Annotated in this window: 14 protein-coding genes and 1 tRNA gene; 12 read left to right on the forward strand and 3 right to left on the reverse strand. The window is 55.8% G+C overall.

From position 1 onward, the window contains the following. Positions 1–420 precede the first annotated feature (420 nt). Positions 421–615 (forward strand): hypothetical protein, encoded by a 195-nt coding sequence (locus QP109_RS07695; RefSeq protein WP_285024215.1) that lies wholly within the window; start codon positions 421–423, stop codon positions 613–615. Further along, positions 585–998, forward strand: coding sequence for a hypothetical protein (locus tag QP109_RS07700; protein ID WP_133122018.1), 414 nt, complete (start codon positions 585–587; stop codon positions 996–998). The genes QP109_RS07695 and QP109_RS07700 overlap by 31 nt, the downstream gene beginning before the upstream one ends. 279 nt (positions 999–1,277) lie before the next feature. On the opposite strand, the gene QP109_RS07705 is transcribed toward QP109_RS07700, so the two are convergent. Next, positions 1,278–1,493, reverse strand: a complete 216-nt coding sequence (locus tag QP109_RS07705) for a hypothetical protein (RefSeq protein ID WP_285024216.1) — start codon at positions 1,491–1,493, stop codon at positions 1,278–1,280. 66 nt (positions 1,494–1,559) lie between these two features. Here QP109_RS07705 and QP109_RS07710 point away from each other — a divergent pair, with 66 nt between their 5' ends. The 3 genes from QP109_RS07710 to QP109_RS07720 all read left to right on the forward strand — a co-directional run bounded on the left by QP109_RS07710 (position 1,560) and on the right by QP109_RS07720 (position 7,619). Further along, positions 1,560–2,975, forward strand: a complete 1,416-nt coding sequence (locus QP109_RS07710; RefSeq protein ID WP_285024217.1) for a L,D-transpeptidase family protein — start codon at positions 1,560–1,562, stop codon at positions 2,973–2,975. Between the two features lie 93 nt (positions 2,976–3,068). Continuing rightward, a complete protein-coding gene (locus QP109_RS07715) occupies positions 3,069–7,313 on the forward strand; it encodes a PDDEXK-like endonuclease domain-containing protein (RefSeq protein WP_285024218.1) in 4,245 nt (1,414 codons plus the stop codon). Positions 7,314–7,430: 117 nt separating this feature from the next. Continuing rightward, complete coding sequence (locus tag QP109_RS07720) at positions 7,431–7,619, forward strand: toxin (protein ID WP_285024227.1); 189 nt, start codon at positions 7,431–7,433, stop codon at positions 7,617–7,619. Positions 7,620–7,774: 155 nt separating this feature from the next. On the opposite strand, the gene mscL is transcribed toward QP109_RS07720, so the two are convergent. Further along, the gene (mscL, locus tag QP109_RS07725; RefSeq protein ID WP_285024219.1) at positions 7,775–8,170 is read right to left on the reverse strand and encodes a large conductance mechanosensitive channel protein MscL; all 396 of its coding nucleotides are present in this window, start codon (positions 8,168–8,170) and stop codon (positions 7,775–7,777) included. Positions 8,171–8,554: 384 nt separating this feature from the next. Here mscL and QP109_RS07730 point away from each other — a divergent pair, with 384 nt between their 5' ends. Next, positions 8,555–8,878, forward strand: a complete 324-nt coding sequence (locus tag QP109_RS07730) for a hypothetical protein (protein WP_285024220.1) — start codon at positions 8,555–8,557, stop codon at positions 8,876–8,878. Positions 8,879–8,885: 7 nt separating this feature from the next. On the opposite strand, the gene QP109_RS07735 is transcribed toward QP109_RS07730, so the two are convergent. Continuing rightward, positions 8,886–9,521 carry a 5-formyltetrahydrofolate cyclo-ligase gene (locus tag QP109_RS07735; RefSeq protein ID WP_285024221.1) on the reverse strand — a complete coding sequence of 212 codons (636 nt, stop codon included), beginning with the start codon at positions 9,519–9,521 and terminating at the stop codon, positions 8,886–8,888. Positions 9,522–9,643: 122 nt separating this feature from the next. Between QP109_RS07735 and QP109_RS07740 the strand changes: the two genes are divergently transcribed. The 6 genes from QP109_RS07740 to QP109_RS07765 form a co-directional block, all read left to right on the forward strand. Beyond that, positions 9,644–10,210 carry a sugar phosphate nucleotidyltransferase gene (locus QP109_RS07740; protein ID WP_285024222.1) on the forward strand — a complete coding sequence of 189 codons (567 nt, stop codon included), beginning with the start codon at positions 9,644–9,646 and terminating at the stop codon, positions 10,208–10,210. Further along, positions 10,210–11,439, forward strand: a complete 1,230-nt coding sequence (locus QP109_RS07745) for a molybdopterin molybdotransferase MoeA (RefSeq protein WP_101628373.1) — start codon at positions 10,210–10,212, stop codon at positions 11,437–11,439. The genes QP109_RS07740 and QP109_RS07745 overlap by 1 nt, the downstream gene beginning before the upstream one ends. Before the next feature lie 110 nt (positions 11,440–11,549). Continuing rightward, a complete protein-coding gene (locus QP109_RS07750; protein ID WP_285024223.1) occupies positions 11,550–12,299 on the forward strand; it encodes a GNAT family N-acetyltransferase in 750 nt (249 codons plus the stop codon). Positions 12,300–12,520: 221 nt separating this feature from the next. After that, a complete protein-coding gene (locus tag QP109_RS07755; protein WP_285024224.1) occupies positions 12,521–13,630 on the forward strand; it encodes a hypothetical protein in 1,110 nt (369 codons plus the stop codon). Positions 13,631–13,818: 188 nt separating this feature from the next. Beyond that, positions 13,819–13,894, forward strand: a tRNA-Ala gene (locus tag QP109_RS07760). A 662-nt stretch (positions 13,895–14,556) separates the two neighbouring features. Further along, positions 14,557–16,799: hypothetical protein (locus QP109_RS07765; RefSeq protein WP_285024225.1), on the forward strand; the 2,243-nt coding region annotated here is incomplete at its 3' end.

Consider the following 16,799-nt stretch of genomic DNA (forward strand, 5'->3'; position numbering starts at 1 on the left):
CGTCCTGGGTTTTGTTCCGCTTCTTAAATGGGTGCCAGTTCTCTGGCACGGACTGCGCCTGGTGCGACGGTTTGGGCTCGGAACGCGTGGTTTTGTCGCGTGAGGTGTAGGTGGTGCTGTGGTAAGGCGAGTTTTCTGTTCCCGGCTGCACCTGACGCGACACTTTTGCCCTGAAATGTGTGGTTGTGTCGCGTGAGGTGTAGTTGGTGCTGTGGTTGGGTGGGTTTTCTGGCACGGACTGCACCTGGTGCGACGGTTTGGGCTTGGAACGCGTGGTTGTGTCGCGTTGGGTGTAGGTGGTGACGCGCGACGAGGTTCGGGTTAGGGGTGGGGGTGAGGTCTGACGCGTTCACTTCGGACGTTTCAAGCGATACAGAGACACCTCTTCCGTGAACGAGGTGCTGAGTGTACGCTTGGACTATGGAAGAGCTCGAGCCCCTCGGGACGACCGCCCCGTCGCCTGAACAGCAGATACCGACTCGCTTTGATCGGCACGCGCCCGCACCTTTCACTCCGAAAGCAGTCGTGGCGCTGATTGTCAGTGGCGTGGGAGTTCCCGTGCTCTTCTATGGGGGTATCGCGTTGTGGAGCTTCCTGATCTGGCAGGTGCAGTGATGCGTCGCGCCGAATGGATTCTGTTGCTCGTCGTATTCGTCGTGCAGGTGGGATATCAATTCCTGCTGTTCAACGTTGATGCCATGCGCACGATGATTGACGATGAAAAAGGGCTGTCGGGAATGTTTATTGTCCTGCCGGTTGTTGCCTACGTGTGCGCGATGGTGTCCGCGTATCGCTGGGGTTTTCGATTCTGGCGCCCGGTGCTACTTGCCGTCGTGACGACTATTGCGTTCGTTGTCTCAGTTCCCGAGGCGTTTGGCCTGACCTCGCCCAGAGATTGGGGCGCCCTTGCGGTGTCCACGCTGATTTACTTCGTGCCCGCCATTGTTGGTGAGGGCATCGGTACTCTTATTCGCCGGTGGCGATCTGCGCTTGGTTGAGTTGACTTACCCGCGCAGTGATTGTGGGGAAGGTGAAGACGAGCATTCCCACGAACGCCAGTGTTGCTGGGATCGGGGAAAAGTGGGACAGTCGCCGTGGGCGCTGGTCTCAGAAACAACGTAGAGGTGAGCAACGTTGTTGAATAGGCCCTCGGCGGGTAGCGAGGATACTTTGGCGGTAGACGTGACAACTATCGAAGCATTCGGTGGAGTCTTGAGGTATTCGAGACCTGCTTGGTTGAAGCCGACGGAGACTTTCTGACCTTCAGTCGCGGTGTACTACTTGGAATCAACTGCGGAGTCATTCAGCGTCACCGAGTCAACCTTGCCCTCGGGGTAATCGGACTGTAGCGGATCCTCGGGGACGACGAACTTCAAGTTTGCGTCAGAAGCGATTGGCGCAACCTTAGCGGTGACAGGTAGGTTAACCCGAGTGGCACGATTGTGAAAATAAAAAGAAATGTCTAAAGGAGCGATATTAACGGTATTTGACATCTCAACGAGTTTCCTCAGCAAGCATCAGCCCGGTACGATTGCAAGCGGAATGAAAGGCAGTGACGCATGACCCGAATGAAATGGCTGATTGCAGCGATCATTGGAGTATTAGTTGTTGTCGGTGCCGCCGGCACGGCGTACGCCAGCTACTACTCTGATAAAGCTCTTCCGACCGCATCCGTTGGCGGACACAATGTCAACGCGATGAATCGTGCCGAGCTCGTCGCATGGATCAACGATCATGCCTCCCAGGTTTCAATTGACATAGATGTTGACGGTACCCTGTCAAAGGCATCGCTTGCAGATCTGGGCGTCACCGTTGATGCGCAAGCGTCAGCGGATCAGGTTCTGGCTTCTTCGGATTCCGTCTGGGAACGCTTCATTGGACTGTTCAAGCGTAGCGACAACGCGCTTGTTTCCTCTACTGATAAGGAAACTTTCAACACCTATGTGGCTTCCCTGGTGAAGTCCGTCGGTGAGCCCCCCAAGTCGGCGACCGTTTCAGTCGATGATCAGGGTGCGTTCGTTGTGACCCCCGGGGTACCTGGTATCGCGATCGATGCCCAGCCAGTGAATGATGCTGTGGCCACTGCGTTGCAGACTTTGTCCTCGCAGGCAATCTCCGTTTCGCCGTCCGTGCAGAACCCGATTGTGTCTGACGAGCAAGCTCAGAAGGTTGCCGACGCGGCCACCGCTCTTGTTGCTCACTCGGTGACGATCAGTGACGGTATTGATGACTACACTGCCGAAGTCGTCGACCGCGCGGCGTGGGTTGCTCTGCCCGACGCTGATGACGCAGAAGGGACCCCTTCCATCGATCCTGAAGCCGTTCAGGCATGGGTGGATAAGACTGCTGAAGCAACGAACGTTGCCCCAACACCGGCAATCAACAACGTTGATGACGCCGGTAATGTCCTGGCCGAATCGAAGCCCGGCAAGGAAGGTGAAGCCGTCAACAACTCCGCTCAGGTGGGCGCCGATGTGGTTGCTGCCTTGAATGCTGGAACCGACTACTCGGGTAGCTTCGACTATGACAAGGTTCAGCCGACCACTGAAACGCGCCCCGTTATGGCGGGCTACGAAGCCTACCCATACGCCATGCATGAGGGTGAAAAGTGGATCGATATTAACCTGACCACGAACCGCCTGACCGTCTACGAAGGCCAGACCGTTGTCCACGGCCCCGTTGCGATTAACCACGGCGCCCCCGGCCATGAGACCGTCACCGGCACCTACCACATCTACCTGAAGTACGAGAAGCAGGACATGGGTTGTACCCCCGACTGGCCCTACTGCGCGAAGGATGTGCCGTGGGTTTCCTACTTCACCGGTTCCTACGCGATCCACGGTGCTCCGTGGGTTCGCCAGTTTGGACTAGGTTCCGTCGGTGGTTCGCACGGTTGTGTGAACCTGCCCGTCGCTGAAGCACAGTACGTCTTCAATTGGGCTGATTCCGGTACTGCCGTCGTCACCCACTACTGACAACAATTGGAGTCGCGTTGCCGTGTAGGGGAATCTGCTCCTACACGGCAACGCTTCCGTTGAAAACCGAGGCCACTCCACTACCGTGGAATCGTGGCCTCTAATTTTTTCTCACGTCATTCACGAACGCCCTCGTCGCACCAACAGGCTCCTGTTGCTCCGGCAGAGGAGTCAGTCCAGCCGAACACGCAACAGCGTCTTCGCGATCAACTGACGGTGTGGCAAGACGACCTGCTTCGCCGGACTCGCATTGATGGTGCGGATGCTCCTCGTCTGACTATCGGCGCTCCGCACCCAGGGGGGCTTGCGAAGCTCTATGCCGACCAGCCGACGCGTCTGTCCCTGCTCATCCGTGAGCCTTCCGCCTTGAAACGAGGCTTGGACCATGCGCGCGCAATCATGGCCCGTTCAAGTGAGCTCACTGCACGCCACGGTGTGGGAACTGTTCACCTGTCTATCGGCTACGCCCGATGGATGAGTGATGGCGAATGGGTCAGCTCTGCTGTCCTGCTTCGCCCGGTTCTTCTTGAAGACCAACCTGATGACGTGACGATTCGTCTGGCTTTAGGCTACAAGCTGGACAACACGATCACGTCAGCTCTGTTGAAGAGCGGAGTCGCAGTCGATGCTGAGGCGTTGATTGATGAAGCGACATCTATCCACGGGTTCTCTTCGTCCAAGGCATTGGCGAAGGTCCGCGAGTTGGGTCGTCATCTTGACCAGTTTGAGCTTCGTGACGAACTCATCATCGGCCTGTTCGAGCATCCGGCTTCTCAGTTGCACCGCGAGTACGACAATCCTGAGCATATTTTGAGCTCGGATATTGTGCGTGCTCTGGCTGGCGATCAGGAAGCTCGCCAGAACACTCATCGCGTACTGCCGGATTCTGTTCCAACTGATCGTGATCCGTGGAAAGAACGTGGCGCAGGCGATTTGACGCCTCAGCAGCAGGATGTTGTTGAAGCTGTTGCTTCGGGTCGTTCTTTCGTTGTGGATGTGCCTCACGGTTCGGATGACACTGCGTTGGTGGGCGCGATTCTTGCTGATAGTGCGGCCTATGGCAGGCGCGTGATCCACTTGGGTGGTTCGCCATCGCGTACAACGATGGCTGAAGAGCGTCTGCGTTTCTTGGGGTTGAGTGAAGCGGGGATCCGTCTGGATGGCACTACCGCGGACGGGACTGAAATCCGTGCGCGCATTCATCAGGTGATGACCGATACGTCCCCGGTTGCGGATATGGATGAAGTGGACGAGATACGTACCAAGTTGCGCGATGTACGTTCGCGTTTGTCGTCGTACACGACGTACTTACATCGTCCGTTCCGCGCATTTGGAGCAAGTGCGTACGAGGCTCTTCAGGTGCTGACAGACCTGACAAGCGCACACCCGAGCCCCTCTACCCGCGTTCGTTTCCGCGAGGATGTTCTGTTAGATATTGCTCAGGATCAGGGCGCGAAGGCGAGGGAGCTTCTGCACGAGGCCTCGAACTTGGGTCTTTTTGCACGCGCAACGGCGCATACCGCTTGGAAGGGCGTTGTTATTTCGTCCGACGAGCAGGTTCCTGACGTTTTGTCGCGCGTTCATCGTTTGGCAACGGAAAGCTTGCCTGAACTTCGCGTGCGTATCAGCACGATTGCGGGTGAAGCGGATATTCGAACTGCGACGACTCTGTCCCAGTGGCTCGCTCAACTGCATATGTTTGAGGGTGTTCGCGACGTTCTTGATATTTTCACTCCGCAGATCTTTGAGAACTCGGCTGCTGACATGGTGATTGCGACTGCGTCGAAGCAGTGGCGTGCCGCCCACGGCATCACGATGAAGCGTTCAGAACGGACGCGTCTGCTGAAACGAGCCCAGGACTTTGTTCGTCCGGGAACGCATGTTTCGGACCTGCACGCTGAACTCCTCAAGGTGCAGGAACGTCGCGATGTGTGGCGCGACCACACCGGTGGCGATGGTTGGCCGACTTTGCCGAACCGTATGAATGAAGCGATCGAATTGACCGCAAACATTCAGGAGGATCTGAAGGCTCTGCGCCCGATGTTCTCGACGGGTCATAAGAACTTCGAAGAGATGACGATCGTTGATCTGGCGGCCTTGTTCGAGTCCTTGGATACTGATCCCGAAGGTGCACGTGAACTGCCGCGTCGCGTCACGGTGCTGAAGAAGCTCAAGGGTGCAGGTTTGGCGTCGCTGGCTGAAGACCTGCGTGATCGTCACGTTGATGACGAGATGGTTGATTCAGAACTGGATCTGGCGTGGTGGGCATCAATTCTTGGCCTGATGCTGGCAAGCGATCCGCAACTGGGTGGTTTCGACCCCGCTCATCTTGAGGCCACGCTTGAGTCCGGTCGTGCCCTGGATCTTGCACAGGTGAATACGTTGGCTCCGCAGGTTTTGGGTCAGCTTCGCAGGTTGCGCTTGCAGGCGATGGCGACACGTCCGGATCAGCAGGAACAACTGGAAGCTCTATTGGCTTCGGGCACGCCCGTTGGTGCGCTTGATTTCTACAACGCTCTTCCCCTGGTTCGTCACCTGGTGCCGGTGGTGTTCACGGTTCCTACGTTGATTCCCGCGATCGTCAAGACCGGACATCATGTTGATCTGCTGATCTTGGACGATATTGATGATCTGCCACTGGTTGAACTGATCCCGATTATTGCTCGTGCTCGCCAAGTTGTTGTACTGGCAGACTTGTCTGGCGCTCACAAAGATGGGGCGGCTCGTATGCTGGCCAGTGTTCTACCGACGACGCGAATGGACGTCACACCGACGCGTTTGAATGACCAGGTTGCGTTGCTTCTTGCTCGCCATGGCATCGACCATACGGGTGTCCCGGTCCCGTGGACGGCTGCGGCCGCTCCGATTACGGCGCTCTGGTGCGAAAGCTCCGGTATGCCCGCTCCGGGTTCTCATGCAGTGGAATCAACCACCGCGGAAGTCGATGCTGTCGTTGAACAGGTCATCGAACACGCCGTGTCTCAGCCGGAACGTTCGCTGGGCGTGATCGCCCTGTCGACTACGCACGCGAATCGCATTCAGCGCGCGATCGAGAAAGTCCGCGCCTCGGAACCCGGACTGGCATCCTTCTTCGACGAAGCAACCGCTCAGCCGTTCGCTGTCGTGGATCCTGCTGGCGCTCGCGGTTTTAGTCGCGATCGGATCATCATTTCCGTTGGTTTCGCAAAGACCCCGCACGGGCGTGTGATCCACGATTTCGGTGTCTTCTCCAGTCAGAACGGTCTGTCGGCAATGTCGGATGTTTTGCGTGCGGTGCGTGGCGATCTGACGTTGATTTCTTCGATTCACTCCGGCGATATCGATCCGTCGCGTCTTTCCGCTGAAGGCGCCCAGATGCTCTACAACCTGATTGAGATTGGCGAAGGTCAATCAGGTGTGGGGAACGGAGGCTGGCCGGTTCTGGAAGCTGAACCGGATCGTCTGCTGATTGACTTGGCAGAACGCCTGTATTCGATGGGGCTTGAGGTTGTCCCGAACGTGGGTATCCCGGGTGGAATGCGTATTCCGCTTGCGATCGGCCACCCGGAAGTTCCCGGTCGACTGCTTGTCGCGGTTTTGACCGATGATGAAGCGTATGTGGCAGAGCCGTCCTTGCGTGTCCGTGACCGTATGTGGCCAGCGATGCTTGAAGCCCAGGGCTGGAAGGTCCATACGGCGTTGTCGATGGCCGTTTTCATTGACCCGGCAAAGGAAGCAAACACGATTGTTCAGCTTGTTTTGGATGCGGTGGATGAAATTAACGGTGTGCCTGACCAACAGGTTGTCGAGGTCCCGATGGTTGTGGACGTGGATACCTCTGGCCCGGATACGTTGGTTGGTTTGAACGCTCCTGAAGTTGCATCGAGCGATGCGGGTCCTGCTTTGGCCCCTGCTCCGGTCTTGGCTCCCAGTGAGCAGGTGGTTCTTGAGCCTGAGGTGCATATTGTCCTGGAAGAACCGGCTGAATCCGGTGACGTTGGGGCGCAGGCGGATGACGTAGTCACGGAGCCTGCGAAGTCGGATCATCAGATGGATGCCCGCGAGCGCGCTGACGAGGTGATTACGGGCATGCTCGAGATCATCGTTGCGAATCAGCCTGAGACTGCGCGTGGTCCGCGTCCGGCGATTGCCCCTGGCCTACCTCTGGCGGCCTACTCCGATGATCAGCTTGATGAGATGGCGATGTGGATCCGCTCTGACGGCGTCGATCGCTCGTTCAATGAGTTGATTGACGAGTTGCGTGACGCTTTGGGGATTACTCGTCGCGGTTTCCAGTCTGATGCGGTGTTGGGCAACGTCGTGCGCAGGACTCGTCCGGCTGACCCTGACGAACAGTGATTCACGGTGTCTGAAAACCTGAGTGTCTCGACTGATTCGCCCGCGTCCACTCCCTCTGATCCGCGAGTGTCTGGCGAGCAGAGAGCGTCTGTTGAGCGTACGAAGAAGCGTCGTCGCGTGGCGACTTTCGTGTCTGAAGTGGATCGTAAGTTGATTGCTCACGGGGTCGCGCCATCGTGGGAGGATCGCGTTCGCCCCGATGATCGCAGGGCAGGTTCGTTCGCGGATTCACCGGATCGTGGGGATGGGGCGAATGACCGTCGTCTGTTGGACAACGTTCCGCCTCACGCCCAAGCGCGCGCCTAGGTGCTCTCCGTTTTCTCCTATTGAAAAGGTTTCTCCCGCCACTTCATCGACTGCCCTGTAAACAAGGGTGGACAGGGAGCTTATATCCGTACGTACCAAAGTGGCTCCGTCCCTACAGGGACGGAGCCACGTGAGTGTTTTTAAGGAACTGAGTTTCAGTTCTTGTTAGCCAACAGGTCGCGGATCTCGGTGAGGAGCTGTTCTTCGGTGGAGGGAACTGCCGGTGTTTCTTCTACAGCTTCTTCCTTCTTAGCGGTTGTGGCCTTGATCTTGTTCATCGGAACGACGATCGCGAAGTAAACAGCAGCTGCGACGAGGAGGAAGTTCACAACAGCGGTGATGATGGTGCCCGGCTGAATCGGGTCAGAGCCGTTGATCGTGAACTGGAGGACGGAGTCGAAGTTCGGCTGACCGATGACGGCGCCGATGATGCCCATGATGACGTCGGTGATAGCGGTGACGATGGGGGTGAAGGCTGCGCCGATGATGACGGCAACTGCGAGGTCAAGAGCGTTGCCCTTGGAGATGAATTCCTTGAATCCCTGGATCATTGTGAGCTCCTGATTGAAGCGCCCCGCTCGTCATGTGGTGTAGCTAAAGCGAGGCCAAGCGTATGCGTCCCGGCGTGGCCGAGAACGGTTTCGGTTACTGCTTCGTCAACGATAATGTCGAGACGAGCAGTGGCAGACGATCCCCATTGGGATGCGTCGTTTACTGACACTGAGGATATAAGTGCTTGATTAGTCAATAAAGATGCTGAACAGGTGTTTACGTCACAGTTGTCAGGAAAACCCCATAAAACCACGGAGTCTCCGGCCTCGAGTGGGGGGACTTGTGTCCTATCTAATATGATAGAAATCAGGTTTTGTCCGGGTTTTAAACTTCGTCCTAACGCTGATCCTGCCATGACGCTTTCTGAGAGGATTGTGCCTTTCGTGGCTGGCTCTCCTGTCCAAGTAGCGGGTAAGACGTCGGCCGAGGTAATGGCGTCGGCGGGAACGATCCGTTCTGGGACCTCGATTGATGTGACCGTCGAAGAGTCGATGGCGTCCCCGCGTTCAATGTCGGTGGCGAGGATCAACACTCGATGCCCGCCAGGGTGGGGGATCAAGGTCAAAGCGATTGCTCCGATGGTGAACACGAAGATGATGGCGAGTCCAAGCCTGCGGATCGTCGTGAATGAAATGCGTCTGGTCATGCCTCAAGTAAAAGCAAGCAGTCGCAGCCTCGCACCTGAGCGAAACGGAAACTGTGGATAAGTGGCCCTTAGCGCGAATTGTGGATAAGTCGCGTGTAGCCGCTGGGAGTCAGCACTCCGTTCACCTGCTGATCGTGAGGCTCAACGGGCAGATAATCGCGAGGATCGGAGAAAAACTCGTCTTCGAAAACTGCGGCGATAATCGGAACACCAGGCCGAGCGTGCTCGAGCGCCCGGTCGTACCATCCGCCACCCTGCCCAAGACGGACTCCTCGCGCATCCACAGCCAGTGCGGGTACAACGATCAGGTCGGCTTTTGCCAATTCGTCGGCGCTCTCTATACGCGTAGGAGTAAACCGCGGGCCAATAGACACAATAGATTCCAGCTTCGCCTGAGTTGACTCTGCCGCCTGCGGGCGCGAATCCACGTACGTCCAGGCCACGCCAGTGACTGCCTTCCCATCTGGGTCGACGAGGCCGGGAATCAAACACCGCTCACACGCTTGAAGTAGCCCGGCAGTGTCAGGTTCGCTGGGGCTTGAAATGAAGAGAGCGGGAAGAAAACTCGCGCCCTGAGCAGGGGGAGAGGACACAGAGGTAAGCGCAGCCTCGTCAATTGGCGAAGAGGATACAGACGCGGAAGAAAAACCGAAATCTGCTAGCACCTCGGGCCACAACGCAGTCAACTGAGCGCGTTCACGCACACGCTGATCGGCGGAAGTACAGACCCGACGCTGACTCCGTTGTGCGCGGATTCTCGTGCGAATGAGGGCTTTGTCCTCGTGTATCACTCGGTTTTGCTCCTGCTCGAACTAGGGTGGAGACCATGATCGAACAGCAGGAGCCTGTCACCCGCGCGGTTGTTCCCGCCGCGGGACGCGGTACCTGTTTCCTGTCGGTCACAAAGTCTGTTCCAAAAGAAATGCTACCCATCGCCGGGCACCCAGCGATCGAATACATCGTCAAAGAAGCAAGTGACGCTGGCATCGACAACATCCTCATGGTCACCAGAACCGGAAAACAAGCAATCGAAGACTACTTTGATGCGGATCCGGCGCTCGAAGCCGAACGCGAAAAGCCTTCCATCGACCAGGTCCGCTCCGACCACGCGATCGTCGGACGCAACATTTTTTCCCCCATCGTTTTCGACGCGCTCGAAAACATCACTCCAGGAAGCGGCGGCGAATACCAGCTGACCGACGCATTTGCCCAGCTCATCGCCACGCCGCGCGAAAACAGTGGCGGACTGTACGGTGTCATCATCGACGAACCCCGATACGACACCGGCGACAAACTCGGCTACCTTGGAGCCACCATTGCCTTTGCGCTCGCCGACCCAGACATGGGACCGGCGCTACGTGAATATCTGAACACCCAACCGAATGAGGCCTGATGCGAAGCGTTGCAGAGTTCTACCAAGACTGTCTTTCAGCCGTAGCCCAGCAGCCACCACTGGACGTGCAACTCGCGGACGCAGTGTCCTGCGTTCTTGCCGAGGACGTTGAAGCTCCCTTCGATCTTCCGGTCGCTGACCTTGCAGCCCGCGACGGCTACGCGGTGCGTTCCGAAGACCTCGCCGGTGCTCGCCCCGACAATGAGCTCTCCCTGCGCGTCACCGAAGAAATTCGCGCGGGCGACGTGAACCCCGCGGCACTGGTGCCCGGAACCGCGATTCGTATCGCCTCTGGTGCCCCGATGCCGGCCGGTGCCGATTCAGTGATCGCTCTTGAATTCACTGACCACGGCATGGCGCAAGTCAACGTTCGAACCCAGCCGGCAGTCGGCGAGAATATTCGTCGAAAGGCAGAAGACGTTGAAGAAGGCGAAATCGTCCTGCGAAAAGGAACCCGCGTTGGTGCCCGCCAGGTCGCGTTGCTTGCAGGCGTGGGGCGCTCGCGCGTGTACGTTCACCCGCGTCCTCGCGTCGTCATCCTGTCCATCGGCGACGAAATTGTTGAACCCGGCGAAAAAGCGCGTCCTGGCACTGTCTTTGATGCAAATGGCCACGCCCTCTCAACGGCTATCGCCGATGCCGGCGCTCAGACCTTCCGCGTTGCCGCGGTTCCAGACGAACGCCACGTCCTGAGCGAAACCATCGAAGACCAGCTTGTTCGCGCAGACCTGATCCTGACCACCGGGGGTATCTCGCACGGTTCAGGCGACACGGTCCGCGAGGTCCTGTCCACGCTGGGCACCGTCCGTTTCGACAACATTGCCGCGTGGCCGGGACACATTCTCGGCGTCGGAACTGTCGGGGGCGACGACAACGGTGAGGGTGGAACCCCGATCTTCTGTCTTCCCGGCGACCCGGTCTCTGCCCAGGTCTGCTTCGAAGTCTTTGTTCGCCCAGCACTTCGTCATATGCAGGGCTGGACACAGCTGACCCGCCCCTCCGTGAAGGCCGCCGTCGACCGTTCTTGGTACTCACCGCGAGGCCGTCGGGAATTCGTTCGTGTCCGCCTAGTCGGCGACCCCAAGACCGGTTACCAAGCGAAGGTCATGGGTGCTCCCGCATCGCTCCTGCTCAGTGCGCTCGCGGAATCCAACGCGCTTGCCATCGTCCCTGAAAGCACAACTAACGTGCATACGGGTGACATGTTGCAGTGCTTGGTTCTTGAGTGATTCTGAGACCCGCTCGCTCTTACCTGTTAGTGATCAGCCGTCACCTGCTGTCTGCCAGTCGCTAGCTTGCTTCAGCCCGACCAGTCGTCGACTACGTAGAGGACCAGATCATGTTTGGACACTTCATCCGGATCTGGGGCAGAACTCTTGATGAACTGAGCCTTGAGGTCCGCGACCCAGTCGGTGAAGGGTTCATGCACGGACGAGCGGCCTCGTCGATGACGAAAACGGTGGAGCACGAAGGTAGCGCGAAACCCAAGAAGGGGCAGGCGGAACTGCACCCGAAATTGCTACGAATTCGGCCTGCTTTTGCCGGCGCTCACACGGCGATCGACCGAGTGCGACGCGAGAACGCCGACTGGCTACAGCCCTGGGAAGCAACCCTGCCACCGGACACGTACGGCAACGAAGGTCAGACGCTCGGCGAATATAGGCGCACCATCGACAGGGCTCAACGCGCGGGGCGGGCGCTGGTGATGAAGCTTGAAATCGGTGGCGAGATTGCCGGACAGTTCTCGCTGACCAACGTGACGCACGGGGCGATGTCATCGGGGGTGCTCGGCTATTGGCTTGCGAAAAAATGGGCTGGACGAGGGCTGGCAACATTCACCTGCGCGGCGATCATCGACCTGGTTATCGGCGAACTGGGACTCCACAGGATCGAGGTTGTGATCCGACCCGAGAACTCCGCATCGCTGGGAGTTGCTCGCAAACTCGGGCTACACCGTGAAGGCCTGCGACCGCGCTACATGCATATCGACGGTGCGTGGGCGGATCATGAAGCGTTTTCGATTGACACGGAGTCTCTGCCGTCCGGTGGATTGGTGAAGAAGATTTACGGTCACGCGATCGGCCAGTAAGTGTCGCGTACGAGGTCCCAACCGGTGGTGTTGCCTAGTTTTCGTGTGGGCTGAACGCGCAGTCGTGGCGTGGTCTCCATGCGGGCTGAGTGTGCAGCCGTAGCGTGGCTGGTGGGGCTGATGTTGTGATTGTTGCACGTGTGAAAGTGGCTTTGAGCAGGAAACACAACACGCGCCCACCCCACCAGTCAAACGCAGTTGAAAACCCATAGCGTTGTCCCGTGGAGTTTGGCGGAATCATCATCATTGCAACGGTAGTGACACTACTGGGGCTGATTCCCCTGCTCGCTGCCCGACAAAATGCGAAAACTTTCAGCCGTGAAAGTGACCGTTTCTCAACGGGCATGAAGCTCCTCAACAATAATGAAAGCAACCGCCAAACCTGCGGTCGATCTACTGGGCAGTTGCTCGGTGTTCGTCGCACAATTACGCAAAGGGCAACGATCGTCATGGCAGATCAAGCTGCAATGAATGCGAAGATTCGTATCGAGCACCGCGCAAATAAAGCCGTGCGTGAGATCGCTAAGCTTCGTGCGCGTCGTGCTGCGCGCCTCGCCGCTGAAGCGGCTGCAGGTCGCCGTCGCCTTGGAGTCAGCGCCACCTGCGCTGGTCTGACCGGACTGGTTGCCATCGTCTGTGCCGCGCTTTCGGCGTCGTTCCTCTGGACTCTGATCCCTGCAGCTCTGCTTGTCGTGTCCCTGGTTGCCTCGCGCATGGCGGCAATTCGTTCCGACAAAGCAAACGAAGCTGAGCTCGAATTGCTTGAAAACCTGCGCAACGCAGCCTCGGCTCGAGGAGCCCGCAAGGAAGAATCCGCACCCGCCCCGAAGGGGCAAAAGGACGACCTCTTCGCCGGTATCACCGCAGATTGTTCCACGTCTCGTGCGACGGTCTCCCTTGCATCGCACGCACTTGAAAAGGTCGAGCTGGAAGCATCCGCTTCTACTTCGCTCGCCGAATCTGGTGGCACCAACGTGATCGAGATGCCCGATGCGTCCGCCGATGCGGTCAGCGGTGAAGCTCAGACGGACCTCGTCAATGCTGAAGACGAAGCCGAAGAACTTGCACTGACCGGCACCACCGTTGAGCGCCGCACATGGACCGTCAATCCGATCCCCGCGCCACGATACGCAACGCGCGGTCGCGTCGCCGGTCGTTCGGTCCACATTGACACCGATATCCGCGGAATCCCGAAGGTTGGCGTGGCCGTGCCGGCTCGCCCGATCGCAGCAACTGTCGCCGAGAACGCCATGACCACCGAACAGGTCGTCGCAGACCAGGCTGTTGCGCTTGACTTGGACGCTGTGCTGGATGCTCGTCGCGCGCAGTAACTGACACCCGCGCTGATGCTTTGACTTTTGTGGAGGCTCACCCGTACACCAGGTGAGCCTCCGTTCACTATGTGCGCTTCTCTACGCACGTTCGAAGGCCGAAGCGTTTGAGATCGGTGCCTCGTCCCTGAGTCTTCGTTTTCCGTTTTTCATCGCTGCCCGTTGGGTGCTATGCTAAACGGGCACCTGGGGCTATGGCGCAGTTGGTAGCGCGTCTCGTTCGCAATGAGAAGGTCAGGGGTTCGAATCCCCTTAGCTCCACCATGAGGAGTCCGAACGGTGAAAAAGCCTTCGGGCTTTTTCATTAGTAAGGACGACGAAATAGTGCGTAATCCGTCAAGGATTACTAGCACCACTAGAACGTTCATTTTGATACGAAGTGAACGTCCTGTTTTTATGCCCTAAAACGTGGCGTTTCGCCCTGTCGGGGTAGCTTTATGGGTTTCGGAAGTCTTCCTGGTTAGGTATGTGACTTATCGCTGGCTCGGCACAGTTTGTCAGATTTCCGGTAGTCTGAAAGGCTCCGAGAAGTAAGCTGCAAGAAATATCTCCATCCGCCAAAAGTGTGCGAGTCGCTAAAACTTTGCGGTTTCACAGGATAGATCTATAGCCTAGAACGATCGTGGAGTAACTGTCCGAAGCCAGACCTTCTAAATTAAGCAGTAAAAGTTTGTCACGTTTTTCGTAGGCATTCATTCCAAATCACCGTTAATAGATGATTTGATTACCAAAAATCATTACTTACGTATAACGATTGCTATAGCTATCAATATGTGTAATGGAATTCTAGCTAATTTACTATATTTGTTTGCCTATATTCCTATAGGTGTAACCACCTATCTGAGCTCAACGGGCTGGTCTTGTGGATAAAGTAGTGGTACTTTATGAGAGTAGATTCAGCTAACGACACTGGACAGGAAGTTCTCATGCGCAACCTCAAGGGCGTGCCCGGTTCTTTTGTAACGCTTGCCGGCAGAGCATTGCTTAAGCCAGTTCACGTTTTTAGAAAATCTCTGATCGTAACCTTGGCCTGCGCTTTGGGTCTCACGCTATCGACCCCGTCCTTGGCTCAAGCTGAGGATCTGCAGATGAGCTCTCAGGCTGACGAACAAAGCGTCAGTCCGGCGCCAGTAAGCACTCCAGAAGTTGAAACTGATACCCAGCTGGGCGATGGTCTGGAGATCGGGCCAGAAATTATTGGGCAACCCGTGGGTGCTGTCAAGAAACCGACTGTTGATAATGTATCTGCAGGAGATAAAACTGTTTCTGGAAAATTAACGATCGGAGCCGGTCAACGCAAGGCAAGAAAGCTAGACGTGACGATTCACGTGACCGTGAATCGTCAAGCAGGTGGAACCGAAGAAAAAACGGTCACTATTTCATACACAAACAGAAAAGCAGATTGGTCCGTAGCTTTAGATAGTGGACTTGTAGCAGGCGATAAAGTCACTGTGAAGCAAGAGGCCGGTGGCGACATTTCTGAAGGCGTTGTTCTGGAAGTCAAGAAAGGCCTGAACGACCAGCATAAAGATGAGCTCAAGATGCCGTCTGGTGAAATCTGGATAGAACAGACAGTTGCTAATATAGTCAACGCAGAAGAGCAAGCAGAAGCTTTGAGATTGGTGAAGGAAGAAAATCCTGAAATAGCTGGCGACATAGCATCTGTTGAACTAAAAATTAATGGAACTTCTCAGCCTAAGATTAATGTGACTTATACTGACACCACAACATCAGGTGAAATTGAGGCTCCAAGTTTAACAGTAAAACAAGTAACTGAAACTTCAAGGCACGCTGAGATTAGCGATATTACCGTTGTTGACACTGTTATTAAGGGGAAGTTGCAGGGCACAGCACCTTTTGATGGCGTAAAGGTCCAAATATCTACGAGGCTTTCCGCGAATAGTATAGATGCTTTTAACAGTGGGAAATGCACGGTTGATAAAAATTCGTCTGAACCCGTAGAAGTAAGCGTAGATTCTACTACCGGCGAGTTCACATACACCATTCCGGGTACTGTTGGTCTTCCCCGTACTCAAATAGTTGGTGTTTCTGTAAAAGAAAAGAACAAGTTTGTGTCGTGTGGGACCTCCAATGTTATACTGGCTGCCCCCCAAAAAACAGAAGTTCGAGATCCCAAAAAGCTAACAGATGACGATAAAAAAGCCATCGATAAAGCGATTAGAGACGCAAATACAATAAATGGCGTATCTAAACTCCCAGATGGAACTGGATTCGATGTTGGGGGCGTACCTGCATTTATTGAATTTGATGAAGACGGAAATGTTACAATAATAGGCCCAAATAATATAGTCATTGATAGATTTGATAACGGTAGCCCGGTATTCGCTAAAAATGACGATGGAACCTATAAACTAAAAGATGAATCTCAAGTTATTAAATATCCTGCAAAAGATCTGGTGAAAAATATTGCACCTAAATCTCCTGCGATTGCGGTAGATACGGATAAGGGTGAAGTAACTATTACCCCGCCTGCCTATGATAACGCCGGTGATGATACCGACTTGATGTCCTACACGATTACCTACAAGGACGCTTTAGGAGCGGAGAAAACCATCACAGCGACGCGAACCGTGGACGATGCTTCCGGCAAGACCACTTGGACAGCCGATAATGCCACGGTTGATGCGAACACTGGCGTGATTACTCTGAAAGTTGAAGACATTGAAGTTGGGGGAACCGTCACAGCAACTGCGAAGGACAATGGCGGTCTGGAGGGTGACACCGATAAGCTTGATTCAGTTGTGGCCAATAAGACCCTCGAAACTGCCACTGTCAGCTATGACCGCAACGGTGGTACCGGCGAAATGGCAGATAAAACCGTAAATAAGGGTGCTGAATATGAGATTCTAGCCAGTGCTTTTACGGCTCCAGAAAACGAGAAATTTAAGACCTGGCAGATTGGCACTACCGAGCTCAAAGCTGGAGAGAAAATCCGAGTTAAGGAAGACACCACTATAAAAGCTATTTGGCAAGATTATGAGGTGAAGGTTTCCTATAACGCTAATGGCGGTAGTGGCGCTATGACGGGCAAGACCCTGAAGAAGGGTAGTAAGTACACGGTGTTGCCTAACGGTTTTACTGCTCCGGATGACACCCAGGAATTTAAGGCTTGGGAGGTTGATGGTCAGGAAGTGGCGCCGGGTACCAA

The sequence above is a fragment of the Pauljensenia sp. UMB9872 genome (assembly GCF_030212665.1).
Taxonomy (GTDB): Bacteria; Actinomycetota; Actinomycetes; order Actinomycetales; family Actinomycetaceae; genus Pauljensenia; species Pauljensenia turicensis_B.

Coding starts and splice junctions, on each gene's coding strand:
- QP109_RS07740 (WP_285024222.1), top strand. CDS start 9,644: ATGATCGAACAGCAGGAGCCTGTCACCCGCGCGGTTGTTCCCGCCGCG.
- QP109_RS07695 (WP_285024215.1), top strand. CDS start 421: ATGGAAGAGCTCGAGCCCCTCGGGACGACCGCCCCGTCGCCTGAACAG.
- QP109_RS07745 (WP_101628373.1), top strand. CDS start 10,210: ATGCGAAGCGTTGCAGAGTTCTACCAAGACTGTCTTTCAGCCGTAGCC.
- mscL (WP_285024219.1), bottom strand. CDS start 8,170: ATGATCCAGGGATTCAAGGAATTCATCTCCAAGGGCAACGCTCTTGAC.
- QP109_RS07705 (WP_285024216.1), bottom strand. CDS start 1,493: ATGTCAAATACCGTTAATATCGCTCCTTTAGACATTTCTTTTTATTTT.
- QP109_RS07710 (WP_285024217.1), top strand. CDS start 1,560: ATGACCCGAATGAAATGGCTGATTGCAGCGATCATTGGAGTATTAGTT.
- QP109_RS07750 (WP_285024223.1), top strand. CDS start 11,550: ATGTTTGGACACTTCATCCGGATCTGGGGCAGAACTCTTGATGAACTG.